The sequence below is a fragment of the Geodermatophilus sp. SYSU D01176 genome, from assembly GCF_054050015.1.
Window position 1 is genome coordinate 69,344 of record NZ_JBJGYN010000012.1, and the last position, 12,395, is coordinate 81,738.

13 protein-coding genes are annotated in these 12,395 nt (G+C 72.7%); 8 read left to right on the forward strand and 5 right to left on the reverse strand.

Annotated features, from left to right (window positions below):
* Positions 1-106: 106 nt before the first annotated feature.
* From ACI78Z_RS09190 to ACI78Z_RS09200, 3 genes are all read right to left on the reverse strand, one after another.
* The gene (locus ACI78Z_RS09190; protein WP_457036221.1) at positions 107-1,777 is read right to left on the reverse strand and encodes a nitrite/sulfite reductase; all 1,671 of its coding nucleotides are present in this window, start codon (positions 1,775-1,777) and stop codon (positions 107-109) included.
* Between the two features lie 228 nt (positions 1,778-2,005).
* Complete coding sequence (gene cysC, locus ACI78Z_RS09195) at positions 2,006-2,557, reverse strand: adenylyl-sulfate kinase (protein ID WP_457036222.1); 552 nt, start codon at positions 2,555-2,557, stop codon at positions 2,006-2,008.
* 34 nt (positions 2,558-2,591) lie between these two features.
* Positions 2,592-3,074, reverse strand: a complete 483-nt coding sequence (locus tag ACI78Z_RS09200; protein WP_457036223.1) for an RrF2 family transcriptional regulator — start codon at positions 3,072-3,074, stop codon at positions 2,592-2,594.
* Between the two features lie 35 nt (positions 3,075-3,109).
* On the opposite strand from ACI78Z_RS09200, the gene ACI78Z_RS09205 reads away from it, so the two are divergent.
* Positions 3,110-3,871, forward strand: coding sequence for a (deoxy)nucleoside triphosphate pyrophosphohydrolase (locus tag ACI78Z_RS09205; RefSeq protein ID WP_457036224.1), 762 nt, complete (start codon positions 3,110-3,112; stop codon positions 3,869-3,871).
* Positions 3,872-3,924: 53 nt separating this feature from the next.
* Here ACI78Z_RS09205 and ACI78Z_RS09210 read toward each other — a convergent pair whose 3' ends face one another.
* Positions 3,925-4,095, reverse strand: a complete 171-nt coding sequence (locus ACI78Z_RS09210; protein ID WP_457036225.1) for a CsbD family protein — start codon at positions 4,093-4,095, stop codon at positions 3,925-3,927.
* Positions 4,096-4,443: 348 nt separating this feature from the next.
* Between ACI78Z_RS09210 and ACI78Z_RS09215 the strand changes: the two genes are divergently transcribed.
* The 7 genes from ACI78Z_RS09215 to ACI78Z_RS09245 all read left to right on the forward strand — a co-directional run bounded on the left by ACI78Z_RS09215 (position 4,444) and on the right by ACI78Z_RS09245 (position 11,639).
* Positions 4,444-6,105 carry a peptide ABC transporter substrate-binding protein gene (locus ACI78Z_RS09215; RefSeq protein ID WP_457036226.1) on the forward strand — a complete coding sequence of 554 codons (1,662 nt, stop codon included), beginning with the start codon at positions 4,444-4,446 and terminating at the stop codon, positions 6,103-6,105.
* A gap of 143 nt (positions 6,106-6,248) precedes the next feature.
* On the forward strand, positions 6,249-7,172 hold the full coding sequence (locus ACI78Z_RS09220; RefSeq protein WP_457036227.1) for an ABC transporter permease: 924 nt from the start codon (positions 6,249-6,251) through the stop codon (positions 7,170-7,172).
* Positions 7,165-8,115 (forward strand): ABC transporter permease, encoded by a 951-nt coding sequence (locus ACI78Z_RS09225; RefSeq protein ID WP_457036228.1) that lies wholly within the window; start codon positions 7,165-7,167, stop codon positions 8,113-8,115. Before ACI78Z_RS09220 ends, ACI78Z_RS09225 begins: the two co-directional genes overlap by 8 nt.
* Positions 8,112-9,164, forward strand: a complete 1,053-nt coding sequence (locus ACI78Z_RS09230) for an ABC transporter ATP-binding protein (protein ID WP_457036229.1) — start codon at positions 8,112-8,114, stop codon at positions 9,162-9,164. The genes ACI78Z_RS09225 and ACI78Z_RS09230 overlap by 4 nt, the downstream gene beginning before the upstream one ends.
* On the forward strand, positions 9,157-10,302 hold the full coding sequence (locus tag ACI78Z_RS09235) for an ABC transporter ATP-binding protein (RefSeq protein WP_457036230.1): 1,146 nt from the start codon (positions 9,157-9,159) through the stop codon (positions 10,300-10,302). The genes ACI78Z_RS09230 and ACI78Z_RS09235 overlap by 8 nt, the downstream gene beginning before the upstream one ends.
* Positions 10,303-10,344: 42 nt before the next feature.
* The gene (gene mshB / locus ACI78Z_RS09240; RefSeq protein WP_457036231.1) at positions 10,345-11,229 is read left to right on the forward strand and encodes an N-acetyl-1-D-myo-inositol-2-amino-2-deoxy-alpha-D-glucopyranoside deacetylase; all 885 of its coding nucleotides are present in this window, start codon (positions 10,345-10,347) and stop codon (positions 11,227-11,229) included.
* Positions 11,226-11,639, forward strand: a complete 414-nt coding sequence (locus ACI78Z_RS09245) for a hypothetical protein (protein ID WP_457036232.1) — start codon at positions 11,226-11,228, stop codon at positions 11,637-11,639. The genes mshB and ACI78Z_RS09245 overlap by 4 nt, the downstream gene beginning before the upstream one ends.
* Here ACI78Z_RS09245 and ACI78Z_RS09250 read toward each other — a convergent pair.
* Positions 11,596-12,348, reverse strand: coding sequence for a GNAT family N-acetyltransferase (locus ACI78Z_RS09250; protein ID WP_457036233.1), 753 nt, complete (start codon positions 12,346-12,348; stop codon positions 11,596-11,598). The two genes, ACI78Z_RS09245 and ACI78Z_RS09250, sit on opposite strands and share 44 nt — an antisense overlap.
* Positions 12,349-12,395: the final 47 nt, after the last annotated feature.

Below are 12,395 nucleotides of genomic sequence, written 5' to 3' on the forward strand. Positions count from 1 at the left end.
CACTCGCTCCCGTCCCCGTGCGGGGTCAGTTCCTCGTCCCCGCAGTACGGGCAGAAGAACACGGGCAGGTCCCGCGTTCTTCCGCTCGGACCTGCGGGTTCGTCGGTCACAGCAGCCAGGACTCCTCGGCCCGCGCCACGTAGGCGGCGAACCGCTCGCCCGGCTCCCGGCGCTCGAGGTAGCCGCGCAGCACCCGCTCGCAGTAGTCGGCGGACTCGGCCTTGGTCACCTTGTGGCCGCGGAACTTGCGGCCGAAGGCGGCCTCGGTACCGAGGTGGCCGCCCAGGTGCACCTGGAAGCCCTCGACCATCTCGCCGCTGTCGTCGCGCACCATCGAGCCCTTGAAGCCGATGTCGGCGGTCTGGAAGCGGGCGCAGCTGTTCGGGCAGCCGTTGACGTTGATGCCGATCGGCTCGTCGAAGTCCGGGAGCCGCTTCTCCAGCTCGGCGTAGAGGTCCTGGGCGTGCTGCTTGGTCTCGACGATCGCGAGCTTGCAGAACTCCAGCCCCGTGCAGGCCATCGTGCCGCGGCGGAAGGCGCTCGGCCGCACCAGCAGGTCGTGCTCGGCCAGCGCGGCGACGAGGTCCTCGACCCGCTCGTCGGGGACGTCGAGGATGACCATCTTCTGCTGCGTCGTCGTCCGGGTGCGCCCCTGCCCGTACTCGTCGGCGAGGTCGGCGATCCGGGTGAGCAGGCTGCCGGTGATCCGGCCGGTGCGCAGCGCGAAGCCGACGGCGTTGGTGCCGTCCTTCTGCCGGGCGACGCCGACGTGGTCGCGGGACTCGTGCTTCGGCGGGGCCGCGGCGGGGCCGTCGGGGAGCTCCACGTGCAGGTACTCCTCCTCCAGCACCTGGCGGAACTTCTCCGGGCCCCAGTCGGCCATGAGGAACTTGATGCGGGCCCGGTTGCGCTGTCGGCGGTAGCCATAGTCGCGGAAGATCGACGTGCAGGCCGCCCAGACCTCGGTCACCTGGTCGGGCCGCACGAAGACGCCGACGCGCTGCGCGAACATCGGGTTGGTCGACAGGCCGCCGCCGACCCACAGGTCGTAGCCGGCCTCGCCCTCGGCGTTGCGCACGCCGACGAAGGAGACGTCGTCGATCTCCGGCTCGGTGCAGTGGTCGACGCAGCCGGACATCGACGTCTTCCACTTGCGCGGCAGGTTGCTGAACTCGGGGCTGCCGACGTACTTCGCCACCGTCTGCGCCATGACCTCGGTGGCGTCGAGGACCTCGTCCTCCAGGACGCCGGCCAGCGGGCAGTTGAGCATGCCGCGCGGGGTGTCGCCGCAGGCCTCCGTCGTGGTGAGGCCGACCTCCTCGAGCCGGCGCCAGATCTCGGGGACGTCCTCGATGCGGATCCAGTGGTACTGGATGTTCTGCCGGTCGGTGACGTCGGCGACGTCGCGCCCGAACTCGGTGCTGATGCCGCCGATGGTCCGCAGCTGGGCGCTGGTCAGCGACCCGCCGTCGGTCCGCACGCGCATCATGAAGTACGAGTCCTCGAGCTCCTCGGGCTCCAGCACGGCGGTCTTGCCGCCGGGGATGCCCTGGGCCCGCTGGGTGTAGAGGCCCATCCACCGCATCCGGCCGCGCAGGTCGGAGGGGTCGATGCCGCCGAAGCCGGTGTGCGCGTAGATGTCGAGGACCCGCTGACGCACCGTGAGGCCGTCGGCGTCCTTCTTCATCCGCTCGTTGGGGTTGAGCGGCTCCCGGTAGCCCAGCGCCCACTGGCCCTGGCCACGCTGGGGCCTGCTGCTGGTGCGGGGGGTCGTCACGGTGGCACTTCCTTCTGCGCCGTCCGCCGCGGCGCCGAGACCGGACGGGATGGGCGCTGCCAGATCGGGAGGCGCAGCGGCCGCTGCGGGGGACCGAGGTCAGCGCGCAGGGCGACAGACCGCGCTGCTGACCAGCGCGAGGTCGATGTGACGGCGCGCGACGAGGAGCAGGGCGCGACCGGTCACGCTCCCATGGTCCCACACCCGGCCGGATCGCAGGGGTGTGACTCAGGTAACAGGCGCCGAGACCCCGTCCATGGCCGTCCGGATGCGCGCGACCGACTCGGGGAGCGGGGTCCGCGAGGTGTCGATGACGACCTCGGCGCGCGCCGGCGGCTCGTAGGGGTCGTCGATGCCGGTGAACCCGGTGATCTGCCCGGCGCGGGCCCGGGCGTACAGGCCCTTGACGTCGCGGCCCTCGCACACCTCCAGTGGCGTGGACAGGTGCACCAGCACGAACCGGCCGTGCCGCTCGACCAGCGCGCGGGCCTCCTCGCGGGCGGCCTCGTACGGCGCGATCGCGGCGACCACGGCCGTGCCGCCGTGCTTGACCACCTCACCGGCGACGAAGCCGATCCGGCGGATGTTGAGGTCGCGGTCCTCGCGTGAGAAGGACAGCTCGCTGGACAGGTGGGTGCGCACCACGTCGCCGTCCAGGACGGTCACCGGCCGGCCCTCGGCCTCCAGGTCCGCGACCAGCGCGTCGGCGATCGTGGACTTGCCCGCCCCGGAGAGGCCGGTGAGGAACACGGTGACGCCGGGTCGCTGCGCAGCTGACATGCGGCCAGTCTCGCCCAGCGCGCAGCCGGGGCGGCTACCGACCCTGCCCGACGGCCGCGTCGCTGAAGGAGCGCCAGGCCTCCTCGAGCGCGGCCAGCTCCGCGACCTCCGCGGGCAGCGAGCCTGCGACGACGTCGGCCAGGGTGACCCGTTCGAGCACCCGGCGGTAGGCCTCGCGGGCGGCCACCCACACCGAGGCCAGCGGGACGGCGGTGCCGGAGTACTCGACGTCCTCCGGACGCTGGCCGTGGACCTCGGCGAGGAACCCCTGCTCCACCCGCATGACCCGGGCGATGGAGACCTCCGACGGCGGCAGGGCCAGCCGGTAGCCGCCCTCCCGGCCGCGCTGGCTGGTGACCAGGCGGGCGTGCTGCAGGTCGCTGAGGATCGACTGGAGGAACCGGGAGGGGATGCCCTGGGCCGCGGCGATGCGGTCGCAGGTCAGGGCCCCCGGTGCCGCGGCGGCCAGTTCCACGGCGGCACGGACGGCGTAGTCGACCCGGGCGGTGATGCGCACGCCGGCCAGTCTGCCCCGTCTGCGAGGGTGGCAGGGTGTCCCGGCTGCGTTTCACCACCTTGGTGGAGGCGCCGCTGACCGTGGCCTTCGACGTCGCGCGCGCCCTCGGCCGCCCCTGGCCGGCGCCGCTGGACGAGCTCGTGTCCGTCCGGCCGCTGCGGGACGTGTACGCCGCGGGGCCCGGCCGTGGCTGGCGCTGGCTCACCCACTCCCGCCGTTTCACCGCCACCGGCGCCGGCACCCTCGTCGAGGAGGAGGTCGACTGGGCGACCGCGCTGCCGCGCCCGCTCGGGCGGCTGGTGGACCCCCTGCTGCGCCGACGGGTGCGCCGCGCGATGCGGGCCCACCTCGACGGCTACGCCGCCGCGGCGGCACGGGCCGCCCTCGACGTCGTCCAGGTGGTCGGCGCCGCGCTGGTGGACGGCGACCGGGTGCTCGTCGCCCAGCGGTCGGGCGGTCCCTACGACGGCTGCTGGGAGTTCCCCGGCGGCAAGGTGGAGCCGGGGGAGGACGAGCTCGCCGCGCTGGTCCGGGAGATCGGCGAGGAGCTCGGCGTGACCGTCGTCCCGCAGGCGTTCCTGGGTGAGGTGGTGCTCGACGGCGTCGTCGCCGGCGGGCTGCCCGGCGCCTCGACCCTGCGGGTGTGGTGGGCCCGCGTCGAGCCAGGGAGCGAGGTCACCGCCCACGAGCACAGCGAGCTGCGCTGGCTCGCCGCCGACGAGCTGGAGTCGCTGGACTGGATCCCCGCGGACCGGCCGCTGCTGCCCGCTGTCCGCACCCTGCTCGCCCGGCTCTGACGCGCCGTGGGCGCCGTCCCGGGGCAGGGACGGCGCCCACGGCGCGGGGTCCTCTACTTGAAGACGTCCTTGACCTTCTCGCCGGCCTGCTTCAGGTTGCCCGACGCCTGGTCGGCCTGGCCCTCGGCCTTGAGGTCGCGGTCGCCGGTGGCGTCGCCGACGGCTTCCTTGCCCTTGCCGGAGACCTCCTCGGCCTTGTTCTTCATCTTGTCGATGCCGCTCATGTCGACTCCTCTCGTCGGTCCTGGCGAGGTACCCGGGAACGGTCGAGCTGACACGTGCGGCCGCCCAGGAGCGGAAGACGTCCGGTTTCCGGCGGAATTCGGCGGAGGTCCTGCAGTAGACGTGCACCCCCGGGCGCACGCAAGTGTCATTCCACCCTGTGAGATCCTGAGCCGAGGTCACAAGTCGGTGACGGTCGTGGACGGCCTTCGCGGAGCGCGCCTAGGGTCCCCGCGTACCGGGTTGGCCCGGTCACTGTCCGCACGACCCCGGCCGCCCGTCCACGGACGCCCGGCTGCCGGCGAACCAGTCCGTTCCCCCCGCAGAGCGGGACGAGGGAGGCATTGCACGTGAGGTTGAGCAAGCGCTCTGCTGCGCTCATCGCGACCGGTGTGTCCGGCGCGATGGCGCTGTCCGCCTGTGGCGGCGGCGACGACAGCGCGTCCGGCGAAGGCGGCGGTGGCGGCGAGGGTGGCGGCACCTTCAGCATGTACATCGGTGAGCCGCAGAACCCGCTGATCCCGGGCAACACCACCGAGAGCGAGGGCGACCAGGTCGTCAACTCGCTGTGGACCGGTCTGGTGCGCTACACGGCCGAGGGCGAGGTGGACTACTCCACCGGCGTCGCCGAGTCCATCGAGTCCACGGACAACACCACCTGGACCGTGACCCTGAAGGACGGCTGGACCTTCCACGACGGCACCCCTGTCGACGCGGAGTCCTTCGTCGACGCGTGGAACTACACCGCGTACAGCCCGAACGCCCAGGGCGGTGCCGGCTACCTGTCCCGGATCGCCGGCTACGAGGACCTGCAGGCCCCCGTGGACGAGGCGACCGGCGAGCCGGCCGGTGAGCCCGCCGCCACGGAGATGAGCGGCCTCCAGGTCGTGGACGAGACCACCTTCACGGTGACGCTCAGCTCGCCGTTCTCGCAGTTCCCGACCATCACCGGGTACAACCCCTTCTACCCGCTGCCGGACTCCTTCTTCGAGGACCCGGAGGCCTTCGGCCGCCAGCCGGTCGGCAACGGCCCGTTCCAGGCCGAGGAGGAGTTCGTCCCCGGTGAGGGCATCACCCTGACCCGCTACGAGGACTACGCGGGCGAGCAGGCCGCGCAGGCCGAAGGCGTCGAGTACCGCGTCTACGCCGAGGTGGACACCGCCTACACCGACGTCCAGGACGGCAACCTCGACATCGTCGACGTCATCCCGCCGGACGCCATCGCCACCGCCGAGTCCGAGTTCGGTGAGCGCTTCATCGAGACCACCTCGTCGCAGATCACCTACCTGGGCTTCCCGACCTACGACCAGCGCTTCGCCGACCCGCGCGTCCGGCAGGCGATCTCGATGGCCGTCGACCGGGAGGCCATCTCGCAGGCGATCTTCGAGGGCACCCGCGCGCCGGCCGACTCCTTCATCGGCCCGGTGGTCGAGGGCTACCGCGAGGGCATCTGCACCTACTGCACGCTGGACGTCGACCAGGCCAACCAGCTGCTCGACGAGGCCGGCTTCGACCGGAGCCAGCCGATCGACCTGTGGTTCAACGCCGGCGCCGGCCACGACGCGTGGATGGAGGCCGTGGGCAACCAGCTGCGCGACAACCTCGGCGTCGAGTACACCCTGCAGGGCAACCTGGACTTCGCCGAGTACCTGCCCCTGGGTGAGTCCCGCGGTTTCACCGGGCCGTTCCGGTACGGCTGGAGCTTCGACTACCCGAGCGCGGACAGCTACCTGACCCCGCTGTTCACCGCCGCGGCCCAGCCGCCGGCCGGCTCGAACTACACGTTCTACGAGAACCCCCAGGTCACGCAGCTGCTGACCCAGGGCGACCAGGCGGGGACGCCGGAGGAGGCCGTGGCCTTCTACCAGCAGGCCGAGGACATCCTCCTCCAGGACATGCCGATGGCCCCGATGTTCTTCACCGAGATCCAGACGGTCCACTCGGAGAACGTCAGCAACGTGGCGCTGGACCTGTTCCAGCGCATCGACGTCGCCGCGGTCACCGTCAACTGATCCACCCGTAGGGCCCGCACCACCCGCCGGGGGCGCCGTCCGGTCCAGGACAGTCGCCCCCGGCGGCACGAGCGGCCCCCACCGCGCACGATGTAACCGGCGCCGCCGTGCCCGCGCGGCCGCGCACACACCCGAGGGGGAACATGGGCCGCTACGTCGCGCGCCGCCTCTTGCTCGCCATCCCGGTCCTGATCGGCGCCTCCTTCCTAATCTTCGCGCTCGTCTACGCCCTGCCGGGCGACCCCATCCGCGCCCTGGCCGGTGACCGCCCGCTGTCCCCGGCGGTGGTCGCGCAGCTGCGCGACGACTTCAACCTCAACGACCCGCTGGGTGTCCAGTACGTCAAGTACGTGGGCGACCTGCTGCAGGGCGACCTGGGTACCGACTTCTCCGGCCGGCCGGTGAGCGAGACGATCGCCCGCGTCCTGCCGGTCACTATCCGACTGGCCCTCGTCGCGATCGCCTTCGAGGTGCTCATCGGCCTGGTCGCCGGCGTCCTGGCCGGGATCCGGCGCAACAGCTTCTTCGACAACCTGGTCCTGGTCTCCTCGACCCTGGTCGTCTCCATCCCGATCCTGGTGCTGGCCTTCGTCTCGCAGTACCTGTTCGGACTCAAGCTCGGCTGGTTCCCCATCGCCGGCACCCGGGAGGGCTGGTACAGCTACCTCCTGCCGGGCCTGGTGCTCGCCTCCGGATCGCTGGCCTACGTCGCCCGCCTGACCCGGACCAGCCTCGCGGAGAACCTGCGCGCCGACTACGTCCGGACGGCGCGGGCCAAGGGCCTGCCCGGCCGTACCGTGGTCGTCCGGCACACGCTGCGCAACAGCCTGATCCCGGTCATCACCTTCATCGGGGCCGACATCGGCACGCTGATGGGCGGCGCGATCGTCACCGAGTCGGTCTTCAACCTGCCGGGCGTGGGCCGGGAGATCTACGACGCCGTCCGCGCCCAGGAGGGCGCGGTGGTCGTCGGCATCGTGACCCTGCTGGTGTTCTTCTACATCTTCTTCAACCTGGTGGTGGACGTGCTCTACGCCGTCCTCGACCCGAGGATCCGCTATGACTGACCAGCAGCAGTTGGACCTGCGCCGCGACGAGGTGGAAGCAGGCACGCAGACCGGCCTGGCCAGCCCCTCGGTCGACGTCACCAGCAGCCGGCAGAACAGCCTGTGGAGCGACGCCTGGGGCGAGCTCAGGCGCAACCCGCTCTTCTGGATCGGTGCCGTGCTCGGCCTGGTCTTCACCCTGATGGCGGTCTTCCCGCAGCTGTTCGCGCGTGGCGCGGACCCGCGCGACTGCGACCTGGCCAACTCGCGGGCGACCCCCTCGGCCGAGCACTGGTTCGGCTTCGACCAGCAGGGTTGCGACTACCTGGCCAACGTCGTCTACGGCGCCCGGAGCTCGCTGGTCATCGGTGTCACCGCGGTGCTGGTCGTGCTGGTGCTGGGAGTGGTCGTGGGCGCCGTCGCCGGCTACTCCGGCGGCTTCGCCGACGGCCTGCTCTCCCGCGTGGCGGACATCTTCTACGGGCTGCCGCTGATCCTCGGTGCGCTGGTGGTCCTGCGCAGCGGGATCCTCGGCCGCGGCGTCCTCGCCGTCGCGATCGCGCTGGCGGCGTTCGGCTGGATGACCGCGATGCGGCTGGTCCGCTCCCAGGTCATCGCGGTGAAGAGCTCCGACTACGTCGCGGCGGCCCGGGCGATGGGGGCTTCCAGCCCGCGGATCCTCATCCGGCACATCCTGCCCAACGCGGTCGCGCCGGTGCTGGTCTACGCGACGATCACCATCGGGGTCCTGATCGCCGCCGAGGCGACGCTGACCTACCTCGGCGTGGGCCTGCAGCGCCCGGCGATCTCGTGGGGGCTGCAGATCGACGCCGGGCAGAACCTGCTGCGGACCGCACCTCACCTGGTGCTCTTCCCGAGCCTCGTCCTGACCCTGACCGTGATGGCCTTCATCATGATGGGCGACGCCCTCCGGGACGCCCTCGACCCGAGGCAGCGCGCATGACCCGACCCGAACCGTCCGCATCCGTCCTGCTCGGCACCGGCGTGGGGACGCCCGTGCTCGAGGTCGACGACCTGCACGTCGAGTTCCGCACCCGCTCCGGTGTGGTCAACGCCGTCAACGGCATCAGCTACAGCCTGGCCGAGGGCGAGACGCTGGCCATCCTCGGCGAGTCCGGCTCGGGCAAGTCGGTCTCGGCGCAGGCGATCATGGGGATCCTCGACAGCCCCCCCGCGGTCATCACCGGCGGCGGGATCCACTTCGAGGGCCGCGACCTGCTGGCCATGTCGCGGGAGGAGCAGCGGAAGGTCCGCGGCCCGGGCATCTCGATGATCTTCCAGGACGCGCTGTCCTCGCTGAACCCCGTCTACAGCGTCGGCTTCCAGATCGGCGAGATGTTCCGCGCCCACCGTGGGATGTCGCGGCGGGACGCCAAGAAGCGGGCGATCGAGCTGATGGACCGGGTGCGGATCCCCGGGGCCGCGTCCCGGGTGAACGACTACCCGCACCAGTTCTCCGGCGGCATGCGCCAGCGGGTCATGATCGCCATGGCGATCGCCCTCGACCCGCGCGTGCTCATCGCCGACGAGCCCACCACCGCCCTCGACGTCACGGTGCAGGCGCAGGTGATGGACCTGCTCAAGGACCTGCAGCGCGACACCGGGATGGGCCTGATCCTCATCACCCACGACCTGGGCGTGGTGAACGAGGTCGCCGACAACGTGGCGGTCATGTACGCCGGGCGGATCGTCGAGCGCGGCACCGTGGACGACGTCTTCAGCGCCCCGGCGCACCCCTACACCGACGGTCTGATGAGCTCGGTGCCCCAGGTGGAGGCCAAGGGCGGCCGGCTGCAGCCGATCGTCGGCCAGCCGCCGAACCTGGCGGCGATCCCCAGCGGCTGCCCCTTCCACCCGCGGTGCTCGCGCCGCCGGCTCGGTGCCGCGGCGGCGCCCGGCCGCGAGTGCGCCACCGACGACCCGCCGCTGCGCCTGGTCGTCCCGGGCCGCGAGGCGGCCTGCCACTACAGCGAGGAGGTCCTCGGTGTCTGACGACAGCTCCGGGAGCACCGCAGCGAGGAACGAGCGAGGAGCGGACCGGAGCGCGGAGTCGGACCGGTCGGCGCTGCCTGAGGCCGCGACGGGGGCGACCGCCGCGTCCCGCACCGCGTCCCCGTCGGCCACGCCCGGCGAGACGCTGCTGGAGATCCGAGGCCTGAAGAAGCACTTCCCGCTGACCCAGGGGATCGTCTTCAAGCGCACCGTCGGCCACGTCCGGGCCGTGGACGGCGTCGACCTGACCATGCGCCGTGGCGAGACCGTGGGCCTGGTCGGCGAGTCCGGCTGCGGCAAGTCGACGGTGTCCAAGCTGCTGGTGGCACTGGAGAAGCCGACCGACGGGCAGATCCTCTACAAGGGCCGCGACGTCGCGAGGATGAGCGGCCGCGCGCTCAAGGCCTACCGGCGCGAGGTCCAGATCATCTTCCAGGACCCGTACGCCTCGCTGAACCCCCGGATGACCGTCGGCGACATCGTCTCCGAGGGCTGGGCGGTGCACTCCGACGTCGCCCCGAAGAAGGGCCGGCTGCAGCGCACCCAGGAACTGCTCGACCGCGTCGGCCTCAACCCAGACTACGTCAACCGCTACCCGCACCAGTTCTCCGGCGGGCAGCGGCAGCGCATCGGCATCGCGCGGGCACTGGCCCTGCGGCCCGAGGTCATCGTCTGCGACGAGCCGGTGTCGGCCCTCGACGTCTCGGTGCAGGCGCAGGTCGTGAACCTGCTCGAGGACCTGCAGGACGAGTTCGGCCTGTCCTACCTGTTCATCGCCCACGACCTGTCGGTGGTCCGGCACATCTCCGACCGGGTCGCGGTCATGTACCTCGGCAGCGTGGTGGAGGAGGGCACCGACGACCAGGTCTACGGCTCGCCGTCGCACCCCTACACCCAGGCGCTGCTGTCCTCGGTGCCGCTGCACGAGCCGCACCTGCGCGGCCAGAAGGACCGGATCCTGCTCCAGGGCGACGTGCCGAGCCCGGCCAACCCGCCGTCGGGCTGCCGGTTCCGCACCCGCTGCTGGAAGGCCCAGGACATCTGCGCCCAGGAGGCCCCGGCACTGGTCGACCGCGGCCAGGGCCACCCCTCGGCCTGCCACTTCGCCGAGGCCCGCACGGTCGTCCCGACCGAGTGACGGACTCGCGGCCCGTCGAGGGAGTCCGGGGAGAATCCTCCCGTGACTCCCTCCCGCCGCCTGCTCCTGGTGCACGCCCACCCCGACGACGAGACGATCAACAACGGCGCCACGATGGCCCGCTACGTCGCCGAGGGGGCCCAGGTCACCCTGCTCACCTGCACGCTGGGTGAGGAGGGCGAGGTCCTCGTCCCCGAGCTCGCCCTCCTGGCCCCCGAGCACGCCGACCAGCTGGGCGGCTACCGGATCGGCGAGCTGCGGGCGGCGATGGAGGCGCTCGGCGTCACCGACTGGCGCTTCCTCGGCGGCCCGGGCCGCTACCGGGACTCCGGGATGATGGGGACGCCGGCCAACGCCAAGCCCCGCGCCTTCTGGAACGCCGACCTCGCCGAGGCGGTGGCGCACGCGGTCGCCGTCGTCCGGGAGGTCCGGCCGCAGGTGCTGGTCACCTACGACGAGCACGGCGGCTACGGCCACCCCGACCACATCCAGGCGCACCGGGTCGCGATGGGCGCCGTGGCCGCCGCCGCGGACCCCGCCTACCGCCCGGAGCTCGGCGCGGCGTGGGAGGTGGCCAAGGTCTACTGGTGCTGCGTGCCGCGCTCGGTGATGCACCAGGGCATCGAGGCCATGGCCGCGCTGGGGGAGGCCTCGCCGTTCGACTCGCTGGGCGAGGTGGACGACGTGCCGTTCGTCGTCCCCGACGAGCTGGTCGCCGCGGCCGTCGACGGGCGGGCGCACGCCGGCCGCAAGGACGCCGCGATGCGCGCGCACGCCACCCAGATCACCGTCGACGGCCCCTTCTTCGCCCTGTCGAACAACCTGGGCCAGGAGGTCCTCGGCACCGAGTACTACCGGCTGGTGAAGGGGGAGCGCGGCACGGCCGACGGCTGGGAGGACGACCTGTTCGCCGGCCTGGACGCGTGATCCGGCAGCTGTCGGCGGCCCTGCTGGTCACCGTGCTGGCGGCGTGGCTGGCGCTGGTCGAGGTGTTCTGGCTGCCGCTGCGGGTGTTCGGCGTCCCCCTGCCGGTGTCGGTGGCGGCCGCCGTCGCCGGCAACCTGCTGCTGGTCGCCCTGGCCGCGCGGCTGACCGGCTCACGGCCGGCGGCCGTGCTGCCGGCGCTGGTGTGGCTCGTCGTGGCGGTGGGGGCGAGCCTGCGCCGGCCGGAGGGCGACCTGCTGCTGGTCGGCAGCGGCGTCCTCGGCCTCCTGTCCCTGGCCTTCCTGATCGCCGGCGTGGTGGCCGCGGCCTTCGCCGTCGGCAAGGTGCTCGCCGCGCCGCGGGACGGCGTCAGACCGGTGCGTACCGGTGGTGGTAGCGGTGGTGCTCGATGAGGCCCGCCGCCCGGTAGAGCGCCCGCGCCGGGGCGTTGGAGGCGGCCACCTGCCGGTAGAGCCACCGCGCGCCGCGCTCGGCGCCCCAGCGCTGCACCGCGGCCATGACAGCGGTCGCGAGGCCCTGCCGGCGGTACCGCTCCTCGACGGTGACGGCGGCGACCCCGAGCCACCCGTCGGTGACCACCCCCCGGGCCACGGCGGCCGGCGGAGCCAGCGGCGGGTCGCGGCGCACGGAGGCGAAGACGACGTCCTCGGCGTTGGTGAGCACCGCCCGGGCGGACGGTGGCAGCGGCCGGCCGCGGTACCGGTAGCCGGCCAGCCAGGCGTCGTCCGGCTCGGGGGAGAGGGCGACGGGGACGCCGTCGGCCGCGGCCAGCGTCACCGGGGCGGTCAGGACCAGCACGTCCTCGTCCCGCTCCCAGCCGGCCGCGGCGAGGGCGGCGTCGGCGTCACGGGCCTGGCGGCCGGGCAGCACGGCGCAGGGCCGCAGGTCGCGGTCGGCGTACCAGCTGGTGACGCCGTCCACCGCCTCCGGCAACGGCCGGCCGGCGTCGCCCACGACGAGCGCCGAGTTGGCGCGACCGGTGAAGCCGCCCCCGGCCCGCAGCAGCCAGTCGCCGAGCGCGCCCTCCTCCGTGCCGCGCCAGCCGCGCGCGGCCAGGAGCTCGAGGCCTGCGACGTCCAGGGGTGACCGGCGCTGTCCCACGCCTGCGATCCTGCGTGGCCGGGACGGGCACCACCCGGTGGGGGCCA

Excerpts from the sequence above, each read along its gene's own strand:
- ACI78Z_RS09210 (WP_457036225.1), bottom strand. The coding sequence starts at position 4,095 with ATGAGCGGCATCGACAAGATGAAGAACAAGGCCGAGGAGGTCTCCGGC.
- ACI78Z_RS09230 (WP_457036229.1), top strand. The coding sequence starts at position 8,112 with ATGACCCGACCCGAACCGTCCGCATCCGTCCTGCTCGGCACCGGCGTG.
- cysC (WP_457036222.1), bottom strand. The coding sequence starts at position 2,557 with ATGTCAGCTGCGCAGCGACCCGGCGTCACCGTGTTCCTCACCGGCCTC.
- ACI78Z_RS09220 (WP_457036227.1), top strand. The coding sequence starts at position 6,249 with ATGGGCCGCTACGTCGCGCGCCGCCTCTTGCTCGCCATCCCGGTCCTG.
- ACI78Z_RS09225 (WP_457036228.1), top strand. The coding sequence starts at position 7,165 with ATGACTGACCAGCAGCAGTTGGACCTGCGCCGCGACGAGGTGGAAGCA.